Genomic DNA, 20,143 nt, shown 5'->3' on the forward strand with positions numbered 1-20,143 from the left:
TAACCACAGGCTGGCACAGGACGTCCGGGGCCGCAGGACGAGCGGCCCCGGACGAAGGGGGACGAGCTGGCCGGCGTCAGCCGCGCGCCTGCTCCCGGGCATTGGACGGACGGCCCCACGGCCCGGTGATGGCGAAGGTGCGCCCCGGGTCGCCCTGGATGTTGGCGAAGAGCGTCGTGCCGGCCGCGTCGAAGGTCGGGCCGGCCCACTCGCTGTCGTCGACGAGGTTGAGCGCGAGGCGATAGGCCGTGCCCTGGTCGGTGACACCGATGAGCTGCGAGGCGCCCTCGCCGTCCTCGGCGAGGACGAGCCCGCCGTGGGGCGAGACGGTGATGTTGTCCGGGCCGTCGACGCCGGCACCGTCCTCGTTGACCGCGAAGATCGTCGTCAGCGTGATCGTCTGCTTCGCCGGGTCGAAGAACCACACCTGGCCGTCGTGCTCGTGGAGCGAGCCGTCGTCGCTGCGGGCATAGCTCGAGACGACGTAGACGCCGCCGTCGCCCCACCACTGCCCCTCGAGCTTGCGCGCGCGGGTCACCTCGTCGTCGGCGAGCTGCTCGCGGATCGGGGTCTCGCGGGCGTCGCGGTCGGGGACCTCGACCCAGCGCACGGTGTAGGTCGTGTTGGTCTTCGTCGCCTTGGACAGGTCGGTGACGTGGGTGCCGTTGCGCTCGAAGGCGACGAGCGCCTCGAGGGTGCCGACCTCGACGGCGCCGTCGGCGGCGAGCGCGTGGAGCGCGCCCTTGCCCTGGCGGTAGCCGGCGGGCGGGGTCCAGCGGTAGAAGAGCCCGTTGGGCTCGTCGGCGTCCTCGGTGAGGTAGATCCGACCGGTCGCCTCCTCGACGACGGCGGCCTCGTGCTCGAAGCGCCCGAGGAACTTCAGCGGGATGTTGGCCGTGCCGATGTTGGCCGCCTGGCTGGTCGGGTCGACCTCGAAGACGTAGCCGTGGTCCTGCTCGAAGGTGTAGGTGACGCCGTCGTCCTCGTGGGTGCCGGCACGCTCGTCGGTCTCCTCGCAGGTCAGCCACGTGCCCCACGGGGTGATGCCGCCGGCGCAGTTGTCGACGGTGCCGGCCACGGAGGTGTAGTGCTCGACCACGGTGTTGTCGGCGTCGACGACGAGGGTGGAGGTTCCCCCCTTCGCCCCGCGGTCGTAGACCAGGCCGTCGACGTGCGGGACGGCGTCGTCGTCGGCGCCACCGATCTCGTGGTTGCAGACGATCGTCGAGCCGCCGCCGGCACGGGCGAAGGCGCCCATCGCGTCCTGGCTACCGGCCACGGCGTAGCCGCCGACCGTCGTCGTGCCGGACTCGGCGAGGACGGTGTAGCTGAAGCCCTCCGGCAGCGCGAGCAGCTCACCCGCGGGACGCAGCGGGCCGTAGCCGGCGGCCAGGCGGGTGGTCTGCGCGGCGCTGGCGTGCGAGGCGAAGGGGGCGGAGCTGCCGGCGACGAGCAGGCCGAGGGCGCCGGCGGAGCCGCCGAGGAGGGTACGGCGGTCGATCGGGGTGGGGGTGGACATGGGAACTCCTGGGATCGGTCGAGGGGACGTCCGCAGTCCAGCAAGCAGGAGTTCGCCCTGGGCGACCCTGACGGGTCCCCCGGGCGAACGGTGGGTGAAACGTGGGCCGCGCTCAGGCGGCGAGCAGCTTGTCGAGCTGGCTGACGGCGGACTTCGAGCCCTCGACGACGCCCATGTCGAGCACCTTCTGCATGTCGTCGGCGGACTCCCACGTCGAGGTGTTGACCATGCGCGCGCCACCGTCGACGGCGACGAACTCGACGACCATCGTCGACGTGGGGGCGGAGTCGACGGGGTTGCCGTCGGCGTCGGCGAAGTAGTCGCGCAGCTCGAGCCGGCGGGGCTCCTCGACGGCGACGACGGTCCAGCCGCCGGGGAACTTCTCCCCTTCGGGGCTGGTCATGTGATAGCTCACGGTGCCGCCGGGGGTGAGGTCGTGCTCGGTCACGGTGGCCGGGTAGCCCTCGGGCCCCCACCACTGCTCGAGCTGGCGCGGGTCGGCCCACACCTGCCAGAGGCGCTCGACGCTGACGGGGAACTCGGTCGTCATGACGAGGGTGCGGGTGTCGAGGTCGGTGGTGACGTCGATGATGGGCATGTCGATCTCCTGGGTGTGGGTCATGCGGTGGGGTTGGTGCTGTCGTTGGCCAGCAGGGCGTCGATCCCCGCGACCCGGCCGCGCCACACGGCCTCGAGCTCGGCGAGCAGGGCACCGACGGCACGCACGGCCTCGACGTCCCCGCTCGCCAGCGACTCTCGTCCGCTGCGGCGCTTGGTGATCAGCCCCGCCCGCTCGAGCACCGCGACGTGCTTCTGCACGGCGGCGAAGCTCATCGGGTAGTCGGCGGCCAGGGCGGACACCGAGTGCTCCCCCGCCAGCACGCGACGCAGGATGTCCCGCCTCGTGCTGTCGGAGAGCGCATGGAAGAAGGCGTCTGCCCTCTCCTCGTCCGTCGGTGCCATGGATCTAACGTACAACCAGATGGTTGTACGTTGTCAACCCTCACGCGTCACACGTTTTCCGGGTGACCCGGAAAACTGCCGCTTCGCATGAGTTCCAAACCCTTGCGAAGCGGCAGTTTCTCGGGTCACCCGAGAATCAGCCGACGGTGGCCGCCCGCCGGTTGAGGTAGCGCTGCTCGGGGATGCTCTGGGTGCGGCTGGCCGCGAGCAGGTATGCGGCACAGGCCTCTTCGCGTCGGCCGGCCATCTCGAGCAGGTGGGCGTGGACGGCGTGGACCCGGTGCCCGCGGGCCAGGGTCGGGTCGTCGAGCAGCGGGGCGAGGGCATTGAGCCCGGCCACCGCGCCCTCCGCCATCCCGACCGCCGCGGCCAGGTTGAGCGCGACGACCGGCGAGGGCGCGATCCGCAGCAGCATCCGGTAGAGCACGACGATCTGCAGCCAGTCCGTCTCCGCAGCCGTCGCCGCCTCGCCGTGGACCGCCGCGATCGCCGCCTGCAGCTGGAAGGGCCCGACCGCCCCACGCACCAAGGCCTCCTCGACGAGCCGCACGCCTCGGGCGATCGCCTCGTGGTCCCACACCGCGCGGTCCTGCGCATCGAGCGGGACGAGGTCGCCGGCCGCGTCCACCCGAGCAGCCGCACGAGCGTGGTCGACGAGCAGCAGGGCGAGCAGGCCCGCGGTCTCGGGGTCGCGCGGCAGCGCCCGGTGGAGCCGCTCGGCGAGGCGCAGCGCCTCACGCTGGAGGTCGACGTCGACGAGCGCGTCACCGGCAGCGGTCGTGTGCCCGGTCGTGAAGACGAGGTAGACGACGTGCCGCACCGCGTGCAGCCGCGCCGTCGCGTCCTCCTGCGTCGGCGGGGCGAAGGGAGCTCCGCTGCCCCTGATCGTCGCCTTGGCCCGGCTGATCCGCTGCGCCATCGTCGCCTCGGGCACGAGGAAGCAGGCCGCGATCTGCGCGGTCGTCAGACCGACGACGGCCCGCAGGGTCAGGGCCACCCGGGAGGCGTCGGACAGGTCGGGGTGAGCGCAGAGCATCGCCATCCGCAGGGTGTCGTCGTCGACCGGCGGCCCCTCGACGACGGCTCCGGGGTCGCCGACCCCGACCCCGCTCCCTTCGAGCAGCGGTGCGGCAGAGCGGGACTCGCCCTCCTCCCGGCGCTCACGGGCGTCCGCGGAGCGCCGGGCGTCGATGAGCCGTCGGGAGGCGACGCGGACGAGCCAGGCCTTCGGGTCGTCGGGCCGACCGTCACGCGGCCACTGCTCCGCCGCGGCGAGCAGCGCCTCCTGGACCGCGTCCTCGCAGGCCCCGAAGTCGCCGCTGCGCCGCAGCAGCGCGGCGAGGACGTCGGCGGTGTGCTCCCGCCAGACGTCCTCGCCGGCGCTCACTGCTCCTCGCCGCCGGGCCACATCGTCGGCCGCACCTCGATCGTCTCGCCGGGGCCGGCGAAGGCCCGACCGAGCTCCTCGGCCCGCTCCCGGTCGGCGACGTCGACGAGGAAGAAGCCCGCAAACTGCTCCTTGGTCTCGGCATAGGGACCGTCGGTCGCGATCGGCTCGCCATCGGCCCAGCGGAAGAGCCGCGACGTCGCCGGGTCACCGAGGGCCTCCGCGGCGAGGAACTCACCCGCCTCCTGCATCTCGGTGAGCAGCTGCTCGAAGTCACGCTCCATCTGCTCGCGCTGCTGGGCCGGCAGCGCCTGGTGCTCGGCGACGAAGTCTCCCGTGGGGTGGCCCCAGGGCTGGGGCGTGGAGTGGACGAGGATGACGAACTTCATGGTGGTGCCTCCTGCCGCCGGGGCGGCCTCGGGATGCGGCCTGCTGGCCATGACACCACGGACGTCGGAGCCGCGGGGCGCTTCTCGACATCCTCCACCCACCCCGCTCCCTGAGGAGCTTGCGCAGCAAGCGTCTCGAAGGGTGCCGGAAGGTTTTCGCTCACCTCGCCGTTCCCCCACCGATGACTGCCGACGCCGCCGCCCAGACCGCCCGCCTCATCGCCCTCGGGGTCCACGACCTCGCCGGCCTCACCGCCACCGCCTTCGCCGACCTCGTCCCCGACGCCCCGGAGGGCGACGGCGTGCTCGTGGTCTCCCCTTCGCTCGTGCCGGCGGCGGACCTCGCCCCGCTGCTGACGAAGGGGGACCAGCCCGGGTTCGTCGTGACCGACATGACCGACCTGGCCGACTTCGTACCGCTGCCCGACGAGGTCGTGCCCGATGCGCCGCTCTACTGGATCGCCGGCATCGAGCGCGGCGACGAGATGGCCAACTGGTCACCCGACGAGGCGCTGCCGGCGATCCGCGAGCGCCGCCGCCACCCGCTCACGGTCAGCGAGGGCATCAGCTGGCTGCTGCAGGAGCCGGAGCGGCTCGAGCGCAACCGATGCTTCATGACGATCGCCTCCCGCAAGCCCAAGGCCAAGGGCCTGGACGCCCGCACCCCCGCCATCTGGATCAGCAACGGCACCGGACGCGACGGGCGCGACCGCAAGGGCGCCCCCAAGGTCGGCTGGTGCTGGGCGGGCAACCGGCACACCTGGCTGGGCTTCGCCTCGGCGGCCGCGCGCCACTGACGGCCCCGCGCCGCACTGACGGGCGTGCACAAAGGGTCGTCCTCGTGCATCTCGCGGCACTCATCTGCCCGTTGACGCCTCAGGACGACCTCTTGTGCACACGCCCTCAGTCGGCGTGGCGCGCCGCGTTGGCGACGATCGCGTCGTGCAGCCACTGCGCGGTGCCCGGCTCGATCTGCTCGTAGTGCTCGGTGAAGCGCGGGTCCGAGAGGTACATCTGCGCCAAGCAGACCTGGAACTCGTGCGAGCAGTCGTAGTAGCGCTCGATGCTCGCGCGGTGCCGCTCGGCGAGCACCGCAGCGGCGTCGCCGTCGACCGGCGTACCCGCACGCACCGCGGCCCCGAGGTCGGCCTCGAAGGTCTCCATCTCGACCTTGACCTCGGCCCACTGCTCCTTGGTCATCTGCTGCGTCCGGGCTTGCGACTGCGCCCACTTGTCGGTGTCGCCCCAGCGCTGCTGCGCCTCGGCCTGGTACTCCTCGTTGTAGCCGTCGCCGAAGAGCTCCTTGAGGTCCTCGGTCGTCGCGGGCTGGTTGTCCATCTCTGCCTCCAGTCGTCGGTCGATCGCTTCGACCAGGTCGGACATCTGCGCCAACCTGGCCGTGACCTCGTCGCGCTGCCGCCTCAGGTGGTCGATCACCTCGGCACCGTCGGCGTCGAGCAGCTCACCGATCTCCTCGAGGCTGAAGTCCAGCCTCCGGTAGACGACGATCGTGCTCAGCCGCTGCAGGTCCTCGCGGGTGTAGAGCCGGTAACCCGCCGGCGTGCGCTCGCTCGGGTGCAGCAGCCCGACCTCGTCGTAGTGGTGCAGCGTCCGCACCGTCACGCCGAAGGTCTCGGCCACCTGCCCCACCGTGAGCGCCTCCATGAGGCCAGTGTGCTGCGCGATCTCGGTCATGGCGACGACTGTGGTGCCTCACGTCGCGTGAGGGTCAAACCCGCCCTCCTTCGCGGGTCTCGAGGCTCGCAGGCGCGCACCTCGACCACCGTGGAGGGTGGGGCGATCCCCCCGTCGCCTCGGGGTGCCCGGCCCATGGTGACCGGGCGCGCCGGTCCATAGCGTCGAAGACCATGACGACGCCCGCCCTCGCCCCCTTCGCGCCACCGACGCCACGCCGCTCGGGGCTGCACACCGCACTGCTCTGGATCACCCGGCTTGTCATGCTGCCGCAGGCGATCGCCTTCGTGCTGCAACCGATCTCGATCGGCTCCTTCCTCCAGGGCACGTGGGCGGCACTCGACGTGCACCTCGTCACCGGCGGGATCCTCGTGCTCGTCACGTGGGTGACGGGGGTGTGCGGCCTGGCTCTCGGGGTCGTCGGTCGGCACTGGTGGCTCGTCGCCACCTCGATCGCCCTCGGGTTCCTCACGACGGCGCAGGTGGCCCTCGGCTCGACCCGCGTCCTCGTCCTCCACATCCCGCTCGGCGTCGCCCTCGTGGCCCTCGCCCTGTGGCTGGCGGTCTGGCCGTGGACCCGCGGCGCGAAGGGAGGTCGGCAGTGAGCCTGTCCCGACGCCAGCTCTTCGGCCTCTCCGGCGGCATCGTCTCCGGCGTGGCCCTCGCCGCCTGCGGGCTCTCCCTCACCTCGCCCGGCGGGTCCACCGGGGCCCTCCTCACGAGCTCGGTCCCGCTGCCGCGCCCCTTCGGCACGGACCTGCCGCGGCTGACCCCCCTTCGTCCTGATCGTGACGGCCGGGCACGAATCACGGTGCGGCGCAAGGCCGTCGAGATCCTGCCCGGGCGCACGACGGAGATCGCCGGCTACGACGGCCTCTTCCCCGGACCCACCATCGAGGCGACGAAGGGGGTCCCGCTGCACCTGACCGTGGCCAACGAGCTCGACGTCCCGGTCGTCAACCACCTGCACGGCGGCGTCGTGCCGCCGGAGCACGACGGCTACCCGACGGACTTCGTCCGGCCGCGCTCGTCCCGGGTCTACGACTACCCGCTCGACCAGCGCGCCGCGCTGCTCTGGTACCACGACCACGCGATGGACCTCACGGGGCCGAATGTCTACGCCGGCATGGCCGGAGCCTTCGTGCTGCGCGACCCGGCCGAGGAGGATCTCGGGCTGCCGAGCGAGGAGCGCGAGCTGACCCTCCTCATCACCGACCGCAGCTTCGGCGACGACGCCGAGCTCGTCTACCCGCTGACCGACGGGGTCATCGATGCGCGCTACCACGGGGGCCTCCTCGGTGACGTCATGCTCGTTAACGGCGCCCCGTGGCCGCGGACCGATGTCGACGCCGCCCGCTATCGGTTGCGAATCCTCAACGCCTGCAATGCCCGTCGCCTCGAGCTGGCTCTCGACCCGGGCGGCGACCTCGTCCAGGTCGGCACCGACCTCGGGCTGATGACCCGGCCGCACCGGCGCTCGACCCTCACCCTCGCGCCGGCCGAGCGTGCCGACGTCGTCGTCGACTTCTCGGAGCACGAGGTCGGCTCGCAGGTGACCCTCGTCAACCGGCTCGACGGCGGCGCGATGGGTCAGGTGATGCGCTTCGACGTGGCACGCCGGGCTCGGGACGACTCGCACGTGCCCTCACGGCTGTCGAGCATCGAGCGGCTCGACCCGGCCGATGTCGTCGTGACGCGCGACTTCAAGCTCTCGCTCGGCGCGCGCGGCCAGGGACACGGGTCGCACGGGTCGGCGGGCGGGTCCAGCGGCGGGGGTGACCTCGCGATGTGGACGGTCAACGACCAGCCCTACCGACCGGGCGTCGACATCGCCCGGCCCAGGCTGGGCACCCTCGAGCGGTGGCGCTTCACGACCGACGTGCACCACCCGGTCCACGCGCACCTCGTCGGCTTCCAGGTCGAGCAGGACGGTGCGCCGGTCTGGAAGGACACGATCGACGTCGGCCCGACCTCGCGCGCCGAGGTTCTCGTGCCGATCGCGGGCTATCGCGGCCGCTACGTCCTGCACTGCCACAACCTCGAGCACGAGGACCGGATGATGATGGCGGACTTCTCGGTCGTGTGAGCGCGGAGCCGGACTACTCGGCGAGCTGTGCCTCGATGCCGTCGCACCTGACGTGCGGGATGCTGCGCTCCATGTCGCGGTCGTAGACCGTCACCATCGCCTCGTCGGCCCCCGGGAAGGCGCACGCGCGCTCCATCGTGGCGCGCAGGGCCGTGTCGGAGGCGTCCACGGCCTCGCCGACGATCTCGAGGTCGGACTGCTCGCCGTCGAAGGCGCGCCCCTGGGTCACCGTGAAGCTGCCCTCGTCCTTGTCCGCCGGGTGCTGCTCGGACCACGTCAGCCAGTCGTGCAGGGCGGCGGGATCGGCAGCGCAGTCGAGCTCGACGAAGCGGTCGTAGCCGAGGACGTCGTCCGAGGTGTAGCCCACCGCGACGACGGTGACCTCCGCTCCCTTCGTCGAGGGAGCGCACTGGATCTCGAGCAGCTCGATCGCCTCCGCGGAGGCCAGGTCGGGGTCGGTGCCGACGAGGTCGACCCGCGACCGCAGGGTCACCTCGGACCGCGTCTTCGCATCCCCCGAGACGAAGAGCGGCGACGCCGGTGCACCGTGCTCCTCCAGGTCCAGGTGCGGGAAGCGCGAGGTCTTCAGCTGCGGCTCGACCTGCGCGGCGAAGTCCTCCTGGGCGGAGGCCTCCGCTCGGGAGTGCATCCAGTCCCGGACCGCGCCCCCACCCCACCACGCGAGCGCGACCACGGCCACGAGGACCACCGCCGTCAGGAGTCCCGTCAGCACGAGGTTGCGCATCCACCACGGCGAGAGGCGGTGCTCCTCCTCCGCCCCGGTGACCGGTCGGGACCTGACCCCGAGCACGGCCGCCAGCTCCTCGAAGGTGTCGTCCGGGAAGAGCGAGTCCGGCAGGGCGACGAAGCGCCGACCCCGCACGTCGGTGATGAACCAGTAGTGCAGCTCCAGCGACTTCCCGACGGTGGGGTAGGCGCTGCCGCGCACGAGATCCCCCACCTCGTCCCGGAGGAGGCGCTGACGAACACCGAAGCGGGTGACGACCAGCTCGTCGCGAGTGAGCCGGACCGTCGACAGTCCGTAGAGGCCGTAGAAGAGCGTGGCGCCGACGAAGACGCCGCCCACCGTCCACGACAGCATCGTGACGGTGCTGCTCCAGTCGTTGTTGCGGTAGTAGTAGCCGCCCCACACGACGATGAGTCCGACCAGGGTCAGCCAGTTGTTGCGGACGTTGGTCCAGCCGAGGCGCAGTCCCGAGGAGCCCGCTCGGCGGGTGAAGGTGGCCGGCTCCGTCTCGGTGGACTGGTCCATGTCTCCCTGGTTCTTCGTGCTGCCGTCGCGCGTCCGGGCGGACGGGCGCCGGCCAATCTATGCAGGCGCGAGCACGGACCGGACGGCAGGGTGGTCACTGCCGGTGGGCCCGCGTCACCGCTCGGTGTGCCCGCGTCACCGCAGGGAGCGAAGGGGGGTCCCCGGGTCCGCGAGTGCCGTCGGGTCAGGAGTCGCCCCGGTCGCGATGAGCGACTCGGCGACCCGGATGTCCTTGGCGACGACCGGTCCGCGGCCCAGGGAGGTGGCGGCGACGAGGCGCCCCTGCGCGTCGAGCCCGAAGTGGATCAGCGACCCGTCCTCGCGCTCGCGCACGACCTCGCTGACGGCCGTCGTCGGCAGACCCGCCGTCTGGAGCATCTGGTCGTACTGGTCGGACCAGAACCACGGGACCGCGACGTGTGGCTCCTGCCCACCGGTCATCGACGCGGCGACGGTGACCGCCTGGTCGTGGGCGCTGCGCCAGGACTCGACGCGGGCCCGGTGACCGCTGCGGGCATCGGGGACGGCAGCGCAGTCCCCCGCCGCCCAGATGTGCGGGTCGCTCGTGCGCAGCTGCTCGTCGACGACGATCCCGTCCTCGACGAGCAGGCCTGCGGCAGAGGCGAGCTCGCTGTGCGGCGCGGCTCCGACACCGGCCACGACGGCGTCGACGTCGAGGCTCTCGCCGGTCGACAGGCCGACCCGCAGACGGCCGGCCACCTCGTCGACCGAGGTCACGGTGGTGCCGGTGCGCACCTGCACGCCGTGGTCGGTGTGCAGGGCGACGACCTCGTCGGCGACGACCGGCGGCACCATCCGCGCGAGCGCCCGGTCGGCCGCCTCGACGACGACGACCTCCATGCCGCGCTGCCGGGCCCCAGCGGCGATCTCGAGACCGATGAACCCGGCCCCGATGACGAGCAGCCGGCCCCCGGCCCGCACGAGGTCGCGCAGCGTCGCCGCCTCGGCGTGGGTGCGCAGGTAGTGCACGTGGTCCAGCCCGAGCCGCCGCGACCCCGCCCCGGTCGTCAGGAGCAGCCGGTCGTAGGGCATCGCCCCCGCGTCGGTGACGACGGTCCGCGCCTCCCGGTCGATCGCCGTGACGTCCACCCCGAGGCGAAAGGAGATCCCCGCCTCCGCGAGCTGCTCCGGCGTCCAGGGGTGGACGAGCTCGGGGTCGTCGTCGGCGAGCGCGGCCTTCGACAACGGCGGGCGCTCGTAGGCGACGACCTCCTCGCGCCCGAGCAGGGTGATCGACCCGGCGAAGCCGCGCTCCCGCAGGGCCATCGCCGCCCGGGTCCCGCACTCGCCGGCACCCACCACGACGATGCGCTCGGCGGTGTCCCCGCTGCTCTCGGTCATGCCCCGACCTTCGCACAGGCCCCGCCGGGGGTCACGCGATGACCACCCGGCCGAGCTCCTGGGTGCAGCGGGTGAGGGCGACGTAGAGCCCGTTCCACCCGCGCGGCTCGGCGGCGATGCCGTCGGGGTCGACGAGCAGGGTGGCGTCCCACTCCAGCCCCTTGGCCTGGGTGGCGCTCATGACCGTGACGTCGGGGCCGAGGGCCGCGGCGAGGTCGGCGACCCGGTCGGCGGGGGCGACGACGCCCACCGAGCCGCCGTCCCAGCGCTCGGCGAGGGCCGCGTGCTCGGCCGCGACGGTGGCGGCCAGGTCCCCCTCGGGCACGTGGCGCAGCCACGGCTCGACTCCGCTGCTGCGTACCGCGCGCGGCGGCTCGTTGGTGCTGCCGGCTGCCTCGAGGACCGGACCGGTGAGGTCCATGACCTCGCGCGGAGTGCGATAGCAGATCGTCAGGTCGGCGCGGCGCCACCGGTCGGTGAGCACCTCTCTGAGCGCGCCCTCCCACGTCGTGTGGGCGTGCGGCGCCTCGGTCTGGTCGATGTCGCCGACCGCGGTGATCGAGGCGGCCGGGCAGCGGCGCAGGACCATCTGCCACTCCATGGCCGACAGCTCCTGCGCCTCGTCGACGACGACGTGGCCGTACACCCAGTCCCGCTGCGCCGCAGCGCGATCGGCGACGAAGTCTCCCTGCGTCACCCGGGGTGCGTCCTCGCCGAGCAGGTCGGACATCGCGTCGAGCAGGGCGATGTCGCTCGGGGCGAAGGGAGTCGGCTCGGCGGCCACGAGGTCGCGCTCGTCGTCGGTGAGGCCGGGCACGGCAGCGAGCGCCGCCCGGTCGCCGAGCAGGGCTCGCAGCTCGTCTGCGGGGTCGCGGTCGGGCCACCAGGCACGGACCCGGGCGGCGAGGCCGGGGTCGTCCTCGATCCGCCGACGCAGCTCCTCGACCTCGTCCTCGCTCAGCTCGCCGTCGACCGAGCCGCTCGAGCCCTGCGTCCGCGCGCCGCGGTCGTCGCTTCGCGCGAGGCTCGCGTCGACCCGATCGAGGATCTCCTCGAAGCCCTCCTCCGCCGAGGCGAGCAGCTCGACGACCCGCTCCGCGACGAGCTCGGTGAGCACGTCGACGAGCTGGCCGGTGAGCACCCGCCGTGCCGAGTGGTAGGACCGGCCCGACAGCGCGCCCCGCTGCAGCCGATCGATCGTCGCGGCCGGCACGAGGTAGTCCTCGCCGTCCCAGTGCAGTGTCAGGTCCGTAGGCGGTGGCACCAGCCCGGCGACACGGTCGGCGAGCGCCTGCTGCCACAGCGCCCGTCCCTTGATCTCGGCGAGGCGACGCTCCTCCCTTCGCCCCGGACGGACCCCGGGCAGGAGGGTCTCGCAGGTCGCCGAGACGACCGCGGTCTCACCGAGCGCGGGCAGCACCTGGCCGATGTAGTCGAGGAAGCGCTGCGAGGGCCCGAGGACCAGGACGCCCGCCCGGGCGAGCTGCGGCTGCGCGAAGAGGAGGTAGGCGACCCGGTGCAGCGCGACGACGGTCTTGCCCGTGCCGGGGCCGCCCTGGACGACGAGCGCGCCGCGCGGGTCCGCCCGCACGATGTCGTCCTGCTCGCGCTGGAGCGTGGCCACGGCCGTGCCCATCCGACCGGTGCGGCGCTCGTCGAGCGCCGCGAGCAGCGCGCCCTCGCCGACCAGCTCGCCGTCGGTCGAGCCATCGAGCAGCTCGTCGTCGACCGCGACGACCCGCCGCCCCTCGGTGCGGATGTGCCGGCGGCGCGAGTTCCCCTGCGGCGCAACGGCGGTCGCGGTGTAGAAGGGGCGCGACGCCTCCGCCCGCCAGTCGACGACGAGCGGATCCGCGTCGTCCTCGGCGGCCGGGACGCCGACGCGTCCGATGCGCAGGCTGCTGCCGTCACGGGCGTCGAGGCGCCCGAAGACCAGCCCCTGCTCGGCCTGCGTCAGCTCAGCGAGGCGCTGCCGGGTGGCCCGCATGGCGGCCGCGGCCACCGAGTCCTCCCGGGCGCTGCCCTGCAGACGCCCCTCCAGCTCGTCGATCACCTCGCCCCGGCGGGCGTGCGCCGCGTCGAGCGCCTGCTGCTCCTCACCGATCGCGTCCTGCGTGGTCATCTGGTCGGTCCTGCCTGCGGTCACGCGGTCCCCTGTCCTCGAGTGCGGCCCTGTCCAACGCGCGACGCGGCGAATTGTTCCCACGGACAGGACGGCACCCCCCTTCGCCCCGGGTCCGCTGACAGACTGGAGCCGGACACCGACGTCACCCAGGAGGACCCGTGAGCTCCATCCCGCCCGAGGACATCGAGACCCATGGCCACGCCGGCCTGCTCATCGGCTCCCTGTGGAGCCCGCCCGGCGACCCGACGTGGGTGGCGGTCATCGCCCACGGCTACGGCGAGCACGTCGGGCGCTACCAGTGGGTGGCCGAGCGGCTCACCGCCGACGGCGCCGTCGTCTACGCCCACGACCACATCGGCCACGGGCGCAGCGAGGGCGAGCGGGTGCTCGTCGAGGACTTCGAGGGCGTCGTCGACGACCTCCACCTGCTCGTCCAGCGCGCCCACGAGGAGCACCCCGACCTGCCGCTCGTGCTCATCGGGCACTCCATGGGCGGCATGATCGCCGCCCGCTACACCCAGCGGTACCCGCAGACGCTCACCGCGACGGTGCTCTCCGGCCCGGTGCTCGGCTCCTGGGAGCCCACGGCCCTGGCCGACCTCGACGAGATCCCGCCGACGCCGATCGACATCACGACCCTCAGCCGCGAGCCCGACGTCGGCCGCGCCTACGAGGCCGACGAGCTCGTCTGGCACGGCGACTTCAAGCGCCCGACCCTGCTCGCGCTGCGCGCCACCCTCGAGGCGATCACCCGCGGTGGCCGCCTCACCATCCCGACGATCTGGCTGCACGGCGCCGACGACCAGCTCGTCCCGATCGACCGCAGCGACGAGGGCTGGGCGCACATCGCCCCCGACGGCGCCCCCTCGAAGCGCTACCCCGGCGCCCGCCACGAGATCTTCAACGAGACCAACCGCGAAGAGGTCCTCGACGACGTGATGGCCTTCGTGAATGACCACATCTGAGGCACCCCAGAGCGCGCCAACCCCACAGGACCTGAGCCATCGTTGGGCGGCGGTGGCCGCCGTGCAAGCGGCCTCTGCCGCGGCCTCCGGCCGCGAGGGCGCCTGGTGCCGGGACGGGCTGCGTTTCCTGCATGACTTCGGCGGCAGCTGGTGCGCGCTGGCCATGTTGCCGGAGGACCGGGCCCTGCTCTTCCTGTGGGACCGCGGGGCCGAGTCCGCAGACCTCACCGCGGGCGCCCCGGTGGTCATGGACGGGCGACCTGCCTGGTGGCTCGAGGGGCTGCAGCACCCATCGCTGCCGCAGGAGTGCGATGCCATCGACGCCGCGCAGGCCTGGGCCGATGGTATTTGGACGCACGACGCCTTCGACCCCGACGAGGACGCGCAGTGGGACTTCGTCCCCGTGATGTGCGACGAGGACGCCGTCCTCGAGCTCATGGACTGGGTCGAGGCAGAGGCTGAGGACCACGGCCTGACTCCGCCCGACCGCCCCACCATCGCGGCGATCGTCGCGGCCGGTCCGACCGTCAGCGCCGAGCAGCTGGCCGCCGTGGGCTTCCCGCACTGGGACGTCGCGGAGGGCGTGGCGGCTGCCCGTGCCTTCATCCACGAGCCCACCGGCTGAGCTCCTTCGTCACCTGTGTGAGGATCTGCCCGCCCGTGTGACCCCATACGGTGACACGGGCGCGCACAACCTCACACGGCCACGAGGGCCCCAGCGACTCAGCCGTTCGTGGGGAACCCCAGGTCGAGCCCACCGTGGCTCGGGTCGGGCCAGCGCTGGGTGACCGCCTTGGTCCGGGTGAAGAAGTGCACGCCCTCGATGCCGTGGGCGTGGGTGTCGCCGAAGAGCGAGCTCTTCCACCCGCCGAAGGAGTAGTAGGCCATCGGCGTGGGGATCGGGACGTTGATGCCGACCATGCCGACCTCGACCTCGTGCTGGAAGCGCCGGGCGGCGCCGCCGTCGTGGGTGAAGATCGCCGTGCCGTTGCCATAGGGGTTGTCGTTGATCAGCTGCAGCCCCTCGTCGAAGGACGCGACCCGCACGACGGATAGCACCGGGCCGAAGATCTCGTCGGTGTAGATCGACATCCGCGGCGTCACCCGATCGAAGAGCGTCGGCCCGAGGAAGTAGCCCGGCCCGAGCGCCTCGGCGCCTTCACGCCCGTCGACGACGAGCTCGGCCCCGGCCTCGACCCCCGCCTCGACGTAGCCGGTGACCTTGTCGAGGTGCGCGCGGGTGACGAGAGGGCCCATGTCGACGTCGCCGCTGCCGTCCCCGACGCGCAGGGTGCGGGTGCGCTCGACGATCCGGGCGACGAGCTCGTCGGCGATCGACTCGGTCGCGAGCACGACCGAGATCGCCATGCACCGCTCCCCCGCCGCGCCGTATCCCGCCGACACCGCTGCGTCGGCCGCCAGGTCGAGGTCGGCGTCGGGCAGCACGAGCATGTGGTTCTTGGCCCCGCCGAGCGCCTGCACCCGCTTGCCGGCGGCCACCCCGCGCTCGTAGACGTGGCGCGCCACGGGGGTCGAGCCGACGAAGGAGATCGCCTTGACGTCGGGGTGGTCGAGCAGCGCGTCGACCGCCTCCTTGTCCCCGTGCACGACGTTGACCACCCCGTCGGGCACCCCGGCCCCGCGCCACAGGTCGGCGATGAGGTTGACCGCTGTCGGGTCCTTCTCGCTCGGCTTGATGACGACCGCGTTGCCCGTGGCGACGGCGATCGGCACGAACCACAGCGGCACCATCGCGGGGAAGTTGAAGGGCGAGATGACGCCGACGACACCCAGCGGCTGGAGGATCGAGAAGGCGTCGACGTCGGTCGAGACGCCCTCGGAGAAGCCACCCTTGAGCAGCTGCGGGATGCCGCAGGCGAACTCCACGACCTCGAGCCCGCGCCCGATCTCGGCGACGGCGTCGTCATGGGTCTTGCCGTGCTCCGCGGTGATCGCCCGGGCAATCTCGTCGGTGTGCTCGACGAGCAGCTGGCGGAAGGCGAAGAGCGCCCTGACCCGCCGCGCCAGCGACGCCCGGCCCCACTCGCGCGCCGCCTCCCGCGCCACGGCGACGACCTCGCCGACGGTCTCGGCGCTGGCCAGGTCGAGCGTGCCGGTGACCTCGCCCGTCGCCGGGTTGCAGACCTCGCTCGTGCGGCCCGGCTCCCCCTGCCACGCCCGGTGGCCGACGAGGTGGGTGATGCGCGTGGGCGCGGACGGGGTGGCGCTCATGTGCCCTCCTTCGGGCAGACGGATTCGTCACCACATCCAAGCGCACGACAGGGGGAGCGTCACCCCCCTTCGTCCATGGGCTCGCGCAGCTCCTACCAGGGCTTCTCGACGGGGTCGGGCCCGCCGCTGCCCTCGGCCTCCGACTCGCGCTTGTCGTTCTCCGACTCGCGCTGACCGGTCTGGTTGCGCTCCTCCAGCTGCTTCTGCTTCGGGTCCTTGGGCTCCTCGCCCTCGCCGTCGCCGTCGTCCTTCGGGTCGTCCTTGCCCGGGTCCTGCGGGTCCTCCGGCTGCTTCTTGCCGGTCTGCTCCTCGAGCTTGTCCTTCTGCTCCTGCTGCTTGCGCCCGGCCTCGCCACCGTTGCCGTCGTCGCTGCCGTCGAGGCAGCCCTCGGGGCCCTCCTCGATGAGCGTGAGGGCCTCCTCGGCGAGCGCCTTCTCCTTGTCGGTGTCGCCGGCCTCCTTCGCCTCGTCGGCCTGCTGCGAGATCGTGATGACGAGGTTGGTGCGCACGGTGCAGTCGTCCTGCGGGTCCTTGGTGCGCTCGAGCGCGGTCTCGAGGTCGGCCCGGCCGCCGGCGAGGTCACCGGAGACCGACTTGCCGGTGCCCTCGACGAAGGGAGCGCGCCACCGCTCGACGAGGTTGAGCGGGTGCAGCCGCTCCGCGGCCTTGACCATGCCGTCGCCGTCGTCGCCGCCGTGGGCGTCCTGCGCCTGGCCCATGAAGAGCGGCAGGGTGAGGAAGCGGATCGCCAGGACGATCATGATGATCGCCGGGATGATCGTCGCGATGATCATCCGGCGGCGCCGGCGCAGCCGGGGCTCCATGGGGGCGGTCACGGGGTGCCTCCTGCCTCGGCCTCGACGCGGCGCAGACGGCCGATCTCGCGGGTGGTGACGAAGAGGTCGGCGAGCAGCAGGCCCGACATGATGAGCGCGAGCACCCACACGAGCGAGGTGTAGGTCTCGATGCCGGCCCCCTCGCCGTCGACGGCCTCGCCGGGGTCGGCGTCGGTGAGCGCCGGCCCGATGTCGCCGCCCTCGCGGTGGGTGTAGGGCACCCCGAGCTGCTCGGCGATCTCCTCGAGCCGCTTCTCGTCGATCTTGCTGACGCCGGGGTTGCCCTGGCTGTCCTTGATGTCCTCACCGGGCTCGCCGTCGGCATCCGTGGAGGCCATCCGGCCACCCTGCTCGGTGCCGTAGCCGAGGACGGCGCCACCGTCGACGAGGTCGGGCAGGTCGAAGGGGGTCGGGTCCTGCGACGAGGTCTGCTCGCCGTCGCCGAGGTAGAAGACGATCCGCGAGCGCTCGGGCTGGCGCTCCTTGGCCCCCTCGAGGGTGAGCCGCAACCGCTCCTGGGCCGCGGTGATCGACGAGCCGCCCGAGTAGAGGCTGTTCTCCGCGCGGAGGTTCTCCGCCGCGGTCTTGAGGGCATTGGTGTCGGTCGTGAGCGGCATGACGACGCGGGCGGCGTAGTCGAAGGTGATGATCGAGAAGCGCGCGCCCGGCATCTCCTCCTGGATCTTGGCCATGTCCTCGCGATAGCCCTCGATGCGCGTCCGGTCGCCGTCGAAATCGCGGGCCATCGCCGAGGTCGTCGTGTCGACGACGAAGTAGACGTTGACGTCGCTCGCCGCCTGCCGGGCGATCGCACCGTCGACGGCGGGCCCGAGCAGGGTGAGGACCATGGCGACGGCGGTGGCCAGACGCAGGCCCCAGCGCAGTCGGTGGTGGGTGTCGGCGACGACCCGCCATGCGGTGAAGCCGACGAGCAGCAGGCCGAGCAGGACGACGAGCGGCCAGGGCAGGAGCGGGTGCCAGCTCATCGGCGCCACCGCCACAGCAGCGGGTAGAGCACGAGCAGCCCGAGCAGGCTGAGCACGATCCACACGCGCGGCAGGTCGGTGCGCACGTGCACGGGGGCGACGTCGGGCAGGCGGGCGGACTCGAGCTCGTCGATGTTGTTGGTCACCTCGGTCGTCGCGCCCGGCTGGTCCAGACCCCAGGTCCGCCCGCCCGTCTCCTCGGTGGCCGAGGAGAGCTCGGTGTGCGACGAGCCGAGGGGAAGGGGGTTGAGCGCGTAGACGCGCACGTTGCGGTCCTTGGCCAGCTGGGTCGCCTCGTCGAGGGTGTAGACACCCTCGCCGTGGACGTCGTTGTCGGTGCCGAGGATGATCGCGCGCGGGCGCTCCTGGTCGGCGTGGTCGAAGTTGAGCACGCAGCTCGCCAGGCCGTCGGGCACGAGCGAGCTGGCGAGGATGCGCTCGTTGAAGGTGCCGGAGGTCGGGTCGTACTCGCCGCTGCCGAAGAGCGAGAAGCCCTCCGCATAGCCCTTGAGCTGCTCGGAGACGAGGTCGTAGTCGTCGGTGAGCGGGAAGGCGGTCACCGACTGGTTGTTGAAGAGCACCAGCCCGATCCGCTCGCCGCGGAAGCTCGTGACGATCTCCGAGAAGTTCTCCAGCACGGCCCGGTCGGTCGAGTACATCGAGCCCGAGACGTCGAGGCAGAGCATGATGTCGCGGTTGTTCTTCGACGGGTCGATCGTCTCGGTCGTGCCCGGGCGACCGGCGGCGACCGCGAGCGGCAGCAGCACGACGGCGAGCAGGCCGGCGATGCCGGCGAGGCGCACCCGCTGGCGCGACAGCGCCGCCCGGTAGGCGGGCAGCCGGGTCAGGCGCCGGGAGTTGGCGACGAGGACCGCGTCGCGCGCCGCCTTGTCGCGACCGGCGAACCACCAGCCGAGGCCGGCGACGACGAGCACGGCGAGGACGAGGAGCAGGGTGAGCCACCACCACGCGAGACCCATCACGACCACCCCCCGACGACATCGCGGGCCGCGGACGCCGAGCGGGCGAAGCTCGGCGGGTCGGCCTCGGCCTGGCCGAACTGCCGCGGGTAGTACTGCTCGATGAGGTCGGCGAGGTGCGCCGGCCCGCGCTCCCGCAGGTCGGCCGCCGTCATCGTCTCGGCCTTGAGGCCGCTCGCCTTGCTGACGAAGCCGCGCACGATCTGCGAGAGCTCGTGGTGGCCGCGGCGTGCGGTCGTGGTGCCGGCCCGCACCTCGCGATCGACCGTGTCGATGCGGGCGAGGGCGTCGCGGCGCAGCTTGGCCAGGGCCGACGGCGGGAGCGAGCCACGCCCGTCCTCGCCCTCCGGCGGTCGGGTGAGCAGCCAGATCCACATGGCCCAGACGACGAGGCCGAAGAGCATGAAGAAGCCCAGGACCGGCCAGACGACGGAGTAGTCCTGCGGGGCGAGGTAGATCGGGTCAGCGTCCACGGCGCCTCTTCTCGAGCATGCGCACGACCATCGGCACGACCTCGTCGGTGTGGCTGACGCGGGCGGAGGAGACGTCGGTGCGCCGGAGCATGGCGTCGAGGTCGTGGCGTCGGGTGCCCTCGGACTGCGCGAAGGCGGCCGCGAGCTCCCGGTCGGATGCGAGCAGGTCGGGCAGCGGGTGGTCGACGGCGACGTCGCGCACGAGCGTCTCGGGGTCGAGGCCGAGCGGGTCGAGGTCGGCGACGTCGACCCACAGCACCTCGTGCCGCAGGCGAAGGGAGCGCAGCGTGTCCTCGACCGCGGCGGGCTCGACGCCGTCGTCGGCGATGACGAGCAGCACCTTGCGGCCCTTGACGTTGCGGGTGATGTGCCGCAGCAGGCCCGGCAGGTCGGCGGAGGGCGAGTCCGGCTGGGAGCGGGCGAGGCTCTCCTGGAGCAGGTGCTCGAGATGGCCCTCGGAGCTGCGGGCGCGGGTGGCGTGGATGCGGCCGGGGGCACCGCTGATCATCGACACGTCGTCGCCGTGGCGCACGGCGAGCCAGCCGAGGACCCCGGCGGCGAGGACCGCGACATCGCGCTTCGGCTCGCCCCCGGCCGCGGTCGCGGCCATCTCGCGCCCGGCGGGCATGACGACGACGAGCTCGAAGTGCCGCTGGGCGACGTAGCGCTTGATGAGCATCGAGCCGTGGCGGGCCGAGGCCTTCCAGTCGATGTCGCGGATGTCGTCACCGACGGCGTACTCGCGCAGGTCGTCGAAGTCCATCGAGCGGCCCTTGTGGACAGAGGCGTAGCCGCCGTCGAGCAGCGCGACCGACCGACGTCGGACGTGGATCGACAGCTTGCCCTTGACCTTGTGCACCAGCCGCGTCATG

General features: G+C 72.5%; 20 protein-coding genes. 5 read left to right on the forward strand and 15 right to left on the reverse strand.

All coding sequences use genetic code 11. From position 1 onward, the window contains the following. Window positions 1-76: 76 nt before the first annotated feature. The 5 genes from NMQ01_RS15540 to NMQ01_RS15560 form a co-directional block, all read right to left on the reverse strand. The gene (locus NMQ01_RS15540) at window positions 77-1,519 is read right to left on the reverse strand and encodes an alkaline phosphatase PhoX (protein WP_255184793.1); all 1,443 of its coding nucleotides are present in this window, start codon (window positions 1,517-1,519) and stop codon (window positions 77-79) included. 112 nt (window positions 1,520-1,631) lie between these two features. Then, on the reverse strand, window positions 1,632-2,141 hold the full coding sequence (locus NMQ01_RS15545; RefSeq protein WP_255184794.1) for an SRPBCC domain-containing protein: 510 nt from the start codon (window positions 2,139-2,141) through the stop codon (window positions 1,632-1,634). Further along, entirely contained in the window at window positions 2,138-2,482 is a 345-nt protein-coding gene (locus tag NMQ01_RS15550; protein WP_255184795.1) for a helix-turn-helix transcriptional regulator, read from the reverse strand. Before NMQ01_RS15550 ends, NMQ01_RS15545 begins: the two co-directional genes overlap by 4 nt. A gap of 136 nt (window positions 2,483-2,618) precedes the next feature. Then, a complete protein-coding gene (locus NMQ01_RS15555) occupies window positions 2,619-3,869 on the reverse strand; it encodes an RNA polymerase sigma factor (protein ID WP_255184796.1) in 1,251 nt (416 codons plus the stop codon). Further along, window positions 3,866-4,258: a YciI family protein gene (locus NMQ01_RS15560; RefSeq protein WP_255184797.1), complete on the reverse strand. Its 393-nt coding sequence runs from the start codon at window positions 4,256-4,258 to the stop codon at window positions 3,866-3,868. The genes NMQ01_RS15555 and NMQ01_RS15560 overlap by 4 nt, the downstream gene beginning before the upstream one ends. Before the next feature lie 182 nt (window positions 4,259-4,440). Between NMQ01_RS15560 and NMQ01_RS15565 the strand changes: the two genes are divergently transcribed. Next, window positions 4,441-5,055, forward strand: a complete 615-nt coding sequence (locus NMQ01_RS15565) for a DUF5701 family protein (protein WP_255184798.1) — start codon at window positions 4,441-4,443, stop codon at window positions 5,053-5,055. A gap of 106 nt (window positions 5,056-5,161) precedes the next feature. On the opposite strand, the gene NMQ01_RS15570 is transcribed toward NMQ01_RS15565, so the two are convergent. After that, window positions 5,162-5,953 carry a MerR family transcriptional regulator gene (locus NMQ01_RS15570; RefSeq protein ID WP_255184799.1) on the reverse strand — a complete coding sequence of 264 codons (792 nt, stop codon included), beginning with the start codon at window positions 5,951-5,953 and terminating at the stop codon, window positions 5,162-5,164. Between the two features lie 173 nt (window positions 5,954-6,126). Here NMQ01_RS15570 and NMQ01_RS15575 point away from each other — a divergent pair, with 173 nt between their 5' ends. Both NMQ01_RS15575 and NMQ01_RS15580 read left to right on the forward strand, forming a co-directional pair. Further along, a complete protein-coding gene (locus tag NMQ01_RS15575; protein WP_255184800.1) occupies window positions 6,127-6,558 on the forward strand; it encodes a hypothetical protein in 432 nt (143 codons plus the stop codon). Next, entirely contained in the window at window positions 6,555-8,039 is a 1,485-nt protein-coding gene (locus NMQ01_RS15580) for a multicopper oxidase family protein (protein WP_255184801.1), read from the forward strand. The genes NMQ01_RS15575 and NMQ01_RS15580 overlap by 4 nt, the downstream gene beginning before the upstream one ends. 13 nt (window positions 8,040-8,052) lie before the next feature. On the opposite strand, the gene NMQ01_RS15585 is transcribed toward NMQ01_RS15580, so the two are convergent. From NMQ01_RS15585 to NMQ01_RS15595, 3 genes are all read right to left on the reverse strand, one after another. Beyond that, window positions 8,053-9,312, reverse strand: a complete 1,260-nt coding sequence (locus NMQ01_RS15585; RefSeq protein ID WP_255184802.1) for a hypothetical protein — start codon at window positions 9,310-9,312, stop codon at window positions 8,053-8,055. A gap of 135 nt (window positions 9,313-9,447) precedes the next feature. Continuing rightward, a complete protein-coding gene (locus NMQ01_RS15590) occupies window positions 9,448-10,674 on the reverse strand; it encodes an NAD(P)/FAD-dependent oxidoreductase (RefSeq protein WP_255184803.1) in 1,227 nt (408 codons plus the stop codon). Window positions 10,675-10,705: 31 nt separating this feature from the next. Further along, window positions 10,706-12,796 (reverse strand): AAA family ATPase, encoded by a 2,091-nt coding sequence (locus tag NMQ01_RS15595; protein ID WP_255184804.1) that lies wholly within the window; start codon window positions 12,794-12,796, stop codon window positions 10,706-10,708. Between the two features lie 161 nt (window positions 12,797-12,957). Between NMQ01_RS15595 and NMQ01_RS15600 the strand changes: the two genes are divergently transcribed. After that, a complete protein-coding gene (locus tag NMQ01_RS15600; RefSeq protein WP_255184805.1) occupies window positions 12,958-13,764 on the forward strand; it encodes an alpha/beta hydrolase in 807 nt (268 codons plus the stop codon). 52 nt (window positions 13,765-13,816) lie between these two features. Then, window positions 13,817-14,389, forward strand: a complete 573-nt coding sequence (locus tag NMQ01_RS15605) for a hypothetical protein (RefSeq protein WP_255184806.1) — start codon at window positions 13,817-13,819, stop codon at window positions 14,387-14,389. A gap of 98 nt (window positions 14,390-14,487) precedes the next feature. On the opposite strand, the gene NMQ01_RS15610 is transcribed toward NMQ01_RS15605, so the two are convergent. The 6 genes from NMQ01_RS15610 to NMQ01_RS15635 all read right to left on the reverse strand — a co-directional run bounded on the left by NMQ01_RS15610 (window position 14,488) and on the right by NMQ01_RS15635 (window position 20,142). Next, window positions 14,488-15,996: a CoA-acylating methylmalonate-semialdehyde dehydrogenase gene (locus NMQ01_RS15610; RefSeq protein WP_255184807.1), complete on the reverse strand. Its 1,509-nt coding sequence runs from the start codon at window positions 15,994-15,996 to the stop codon at window positions 14,488-14,490. A gap of 92 nt (window positions 15,997-16,088) precedes the next feature. Further along, window positions 16,089-16,832 carry a hypothetical protein gene (locus tag NMQ01_RS15615; protein ID WP_255184808.1) on the reverse strand — a complete coding sequence of 248 codons (744 nt, stop codon included), beginning with the start codon at window positions 16,830-16,832 and terminating at the stop codon, window positions 16,089-16,091. Then, entirely contained in the window at window positions 16,829-17,818 is a 990-nt protein-coding gene (locus tag NMQ01_RS15620; RefSeq protein ID WP_255184809.1) for a VWA domain-containing protein, read from the reverse strand. Before NMQ01_RS15620 ends, NMQ01_RS15615 begins: the two co-directional genes overlap by 4 nt. Further along, window positions 17,815-18,798, reverse strand: a complete 984-nt coding sequence (locus NMQ01_RS15625) for a VWA domain-containing protein (RefSeq protein ID WP_255184810.1) — start codon at window positions 18,796-18,798, stop codon at window positions 17,815-17,817. Before NMQ01_RS15625 ends, NMQ01_RS15620 begins: the two co-directional genes overlap by 4 nt. Then, entirely contained in the window at window positions 18,798-19,271 is a 474-nt protein-coding gene (locus tag NMQ01_RS15630; RefSeq protein ID WP_255184811.1) for a hypothetical protein, read from the reverse strand. The genes NMQ01_RS15625 and NMQ01_RS15630 overlap by 1 nt, the downstream gene beginning before the upstream one ends. Further along, the gene (locus tag NMQ01_RS15635; RefSeq protein WP_255184812.1) at window positions 19,261-20,142 is read right to left on the reverse strand and encodes a DUF58 domain-containing protein; all 882 of its coding nucleotides are present in this window, start codon (window positions 20,140-20,142) and stop codon (window positions 19,261-19,263) included. The genes NMQ01_RS15630 and NMQ01_RS15635 overlap by 11 nt, the downstream gene beginning before the upstream one ends. Between the last annotated feature and the right edge of the window lies 1 nt (window position 20,143).

It is taken from the genome of Janibacter sp. CX7, assembly GCF_024362365.1.
Lineage (GTDB): Bacteria > Actinomycetota > Actinomycetes > Actinomycetales > Dermatophilaceae > Janibacter.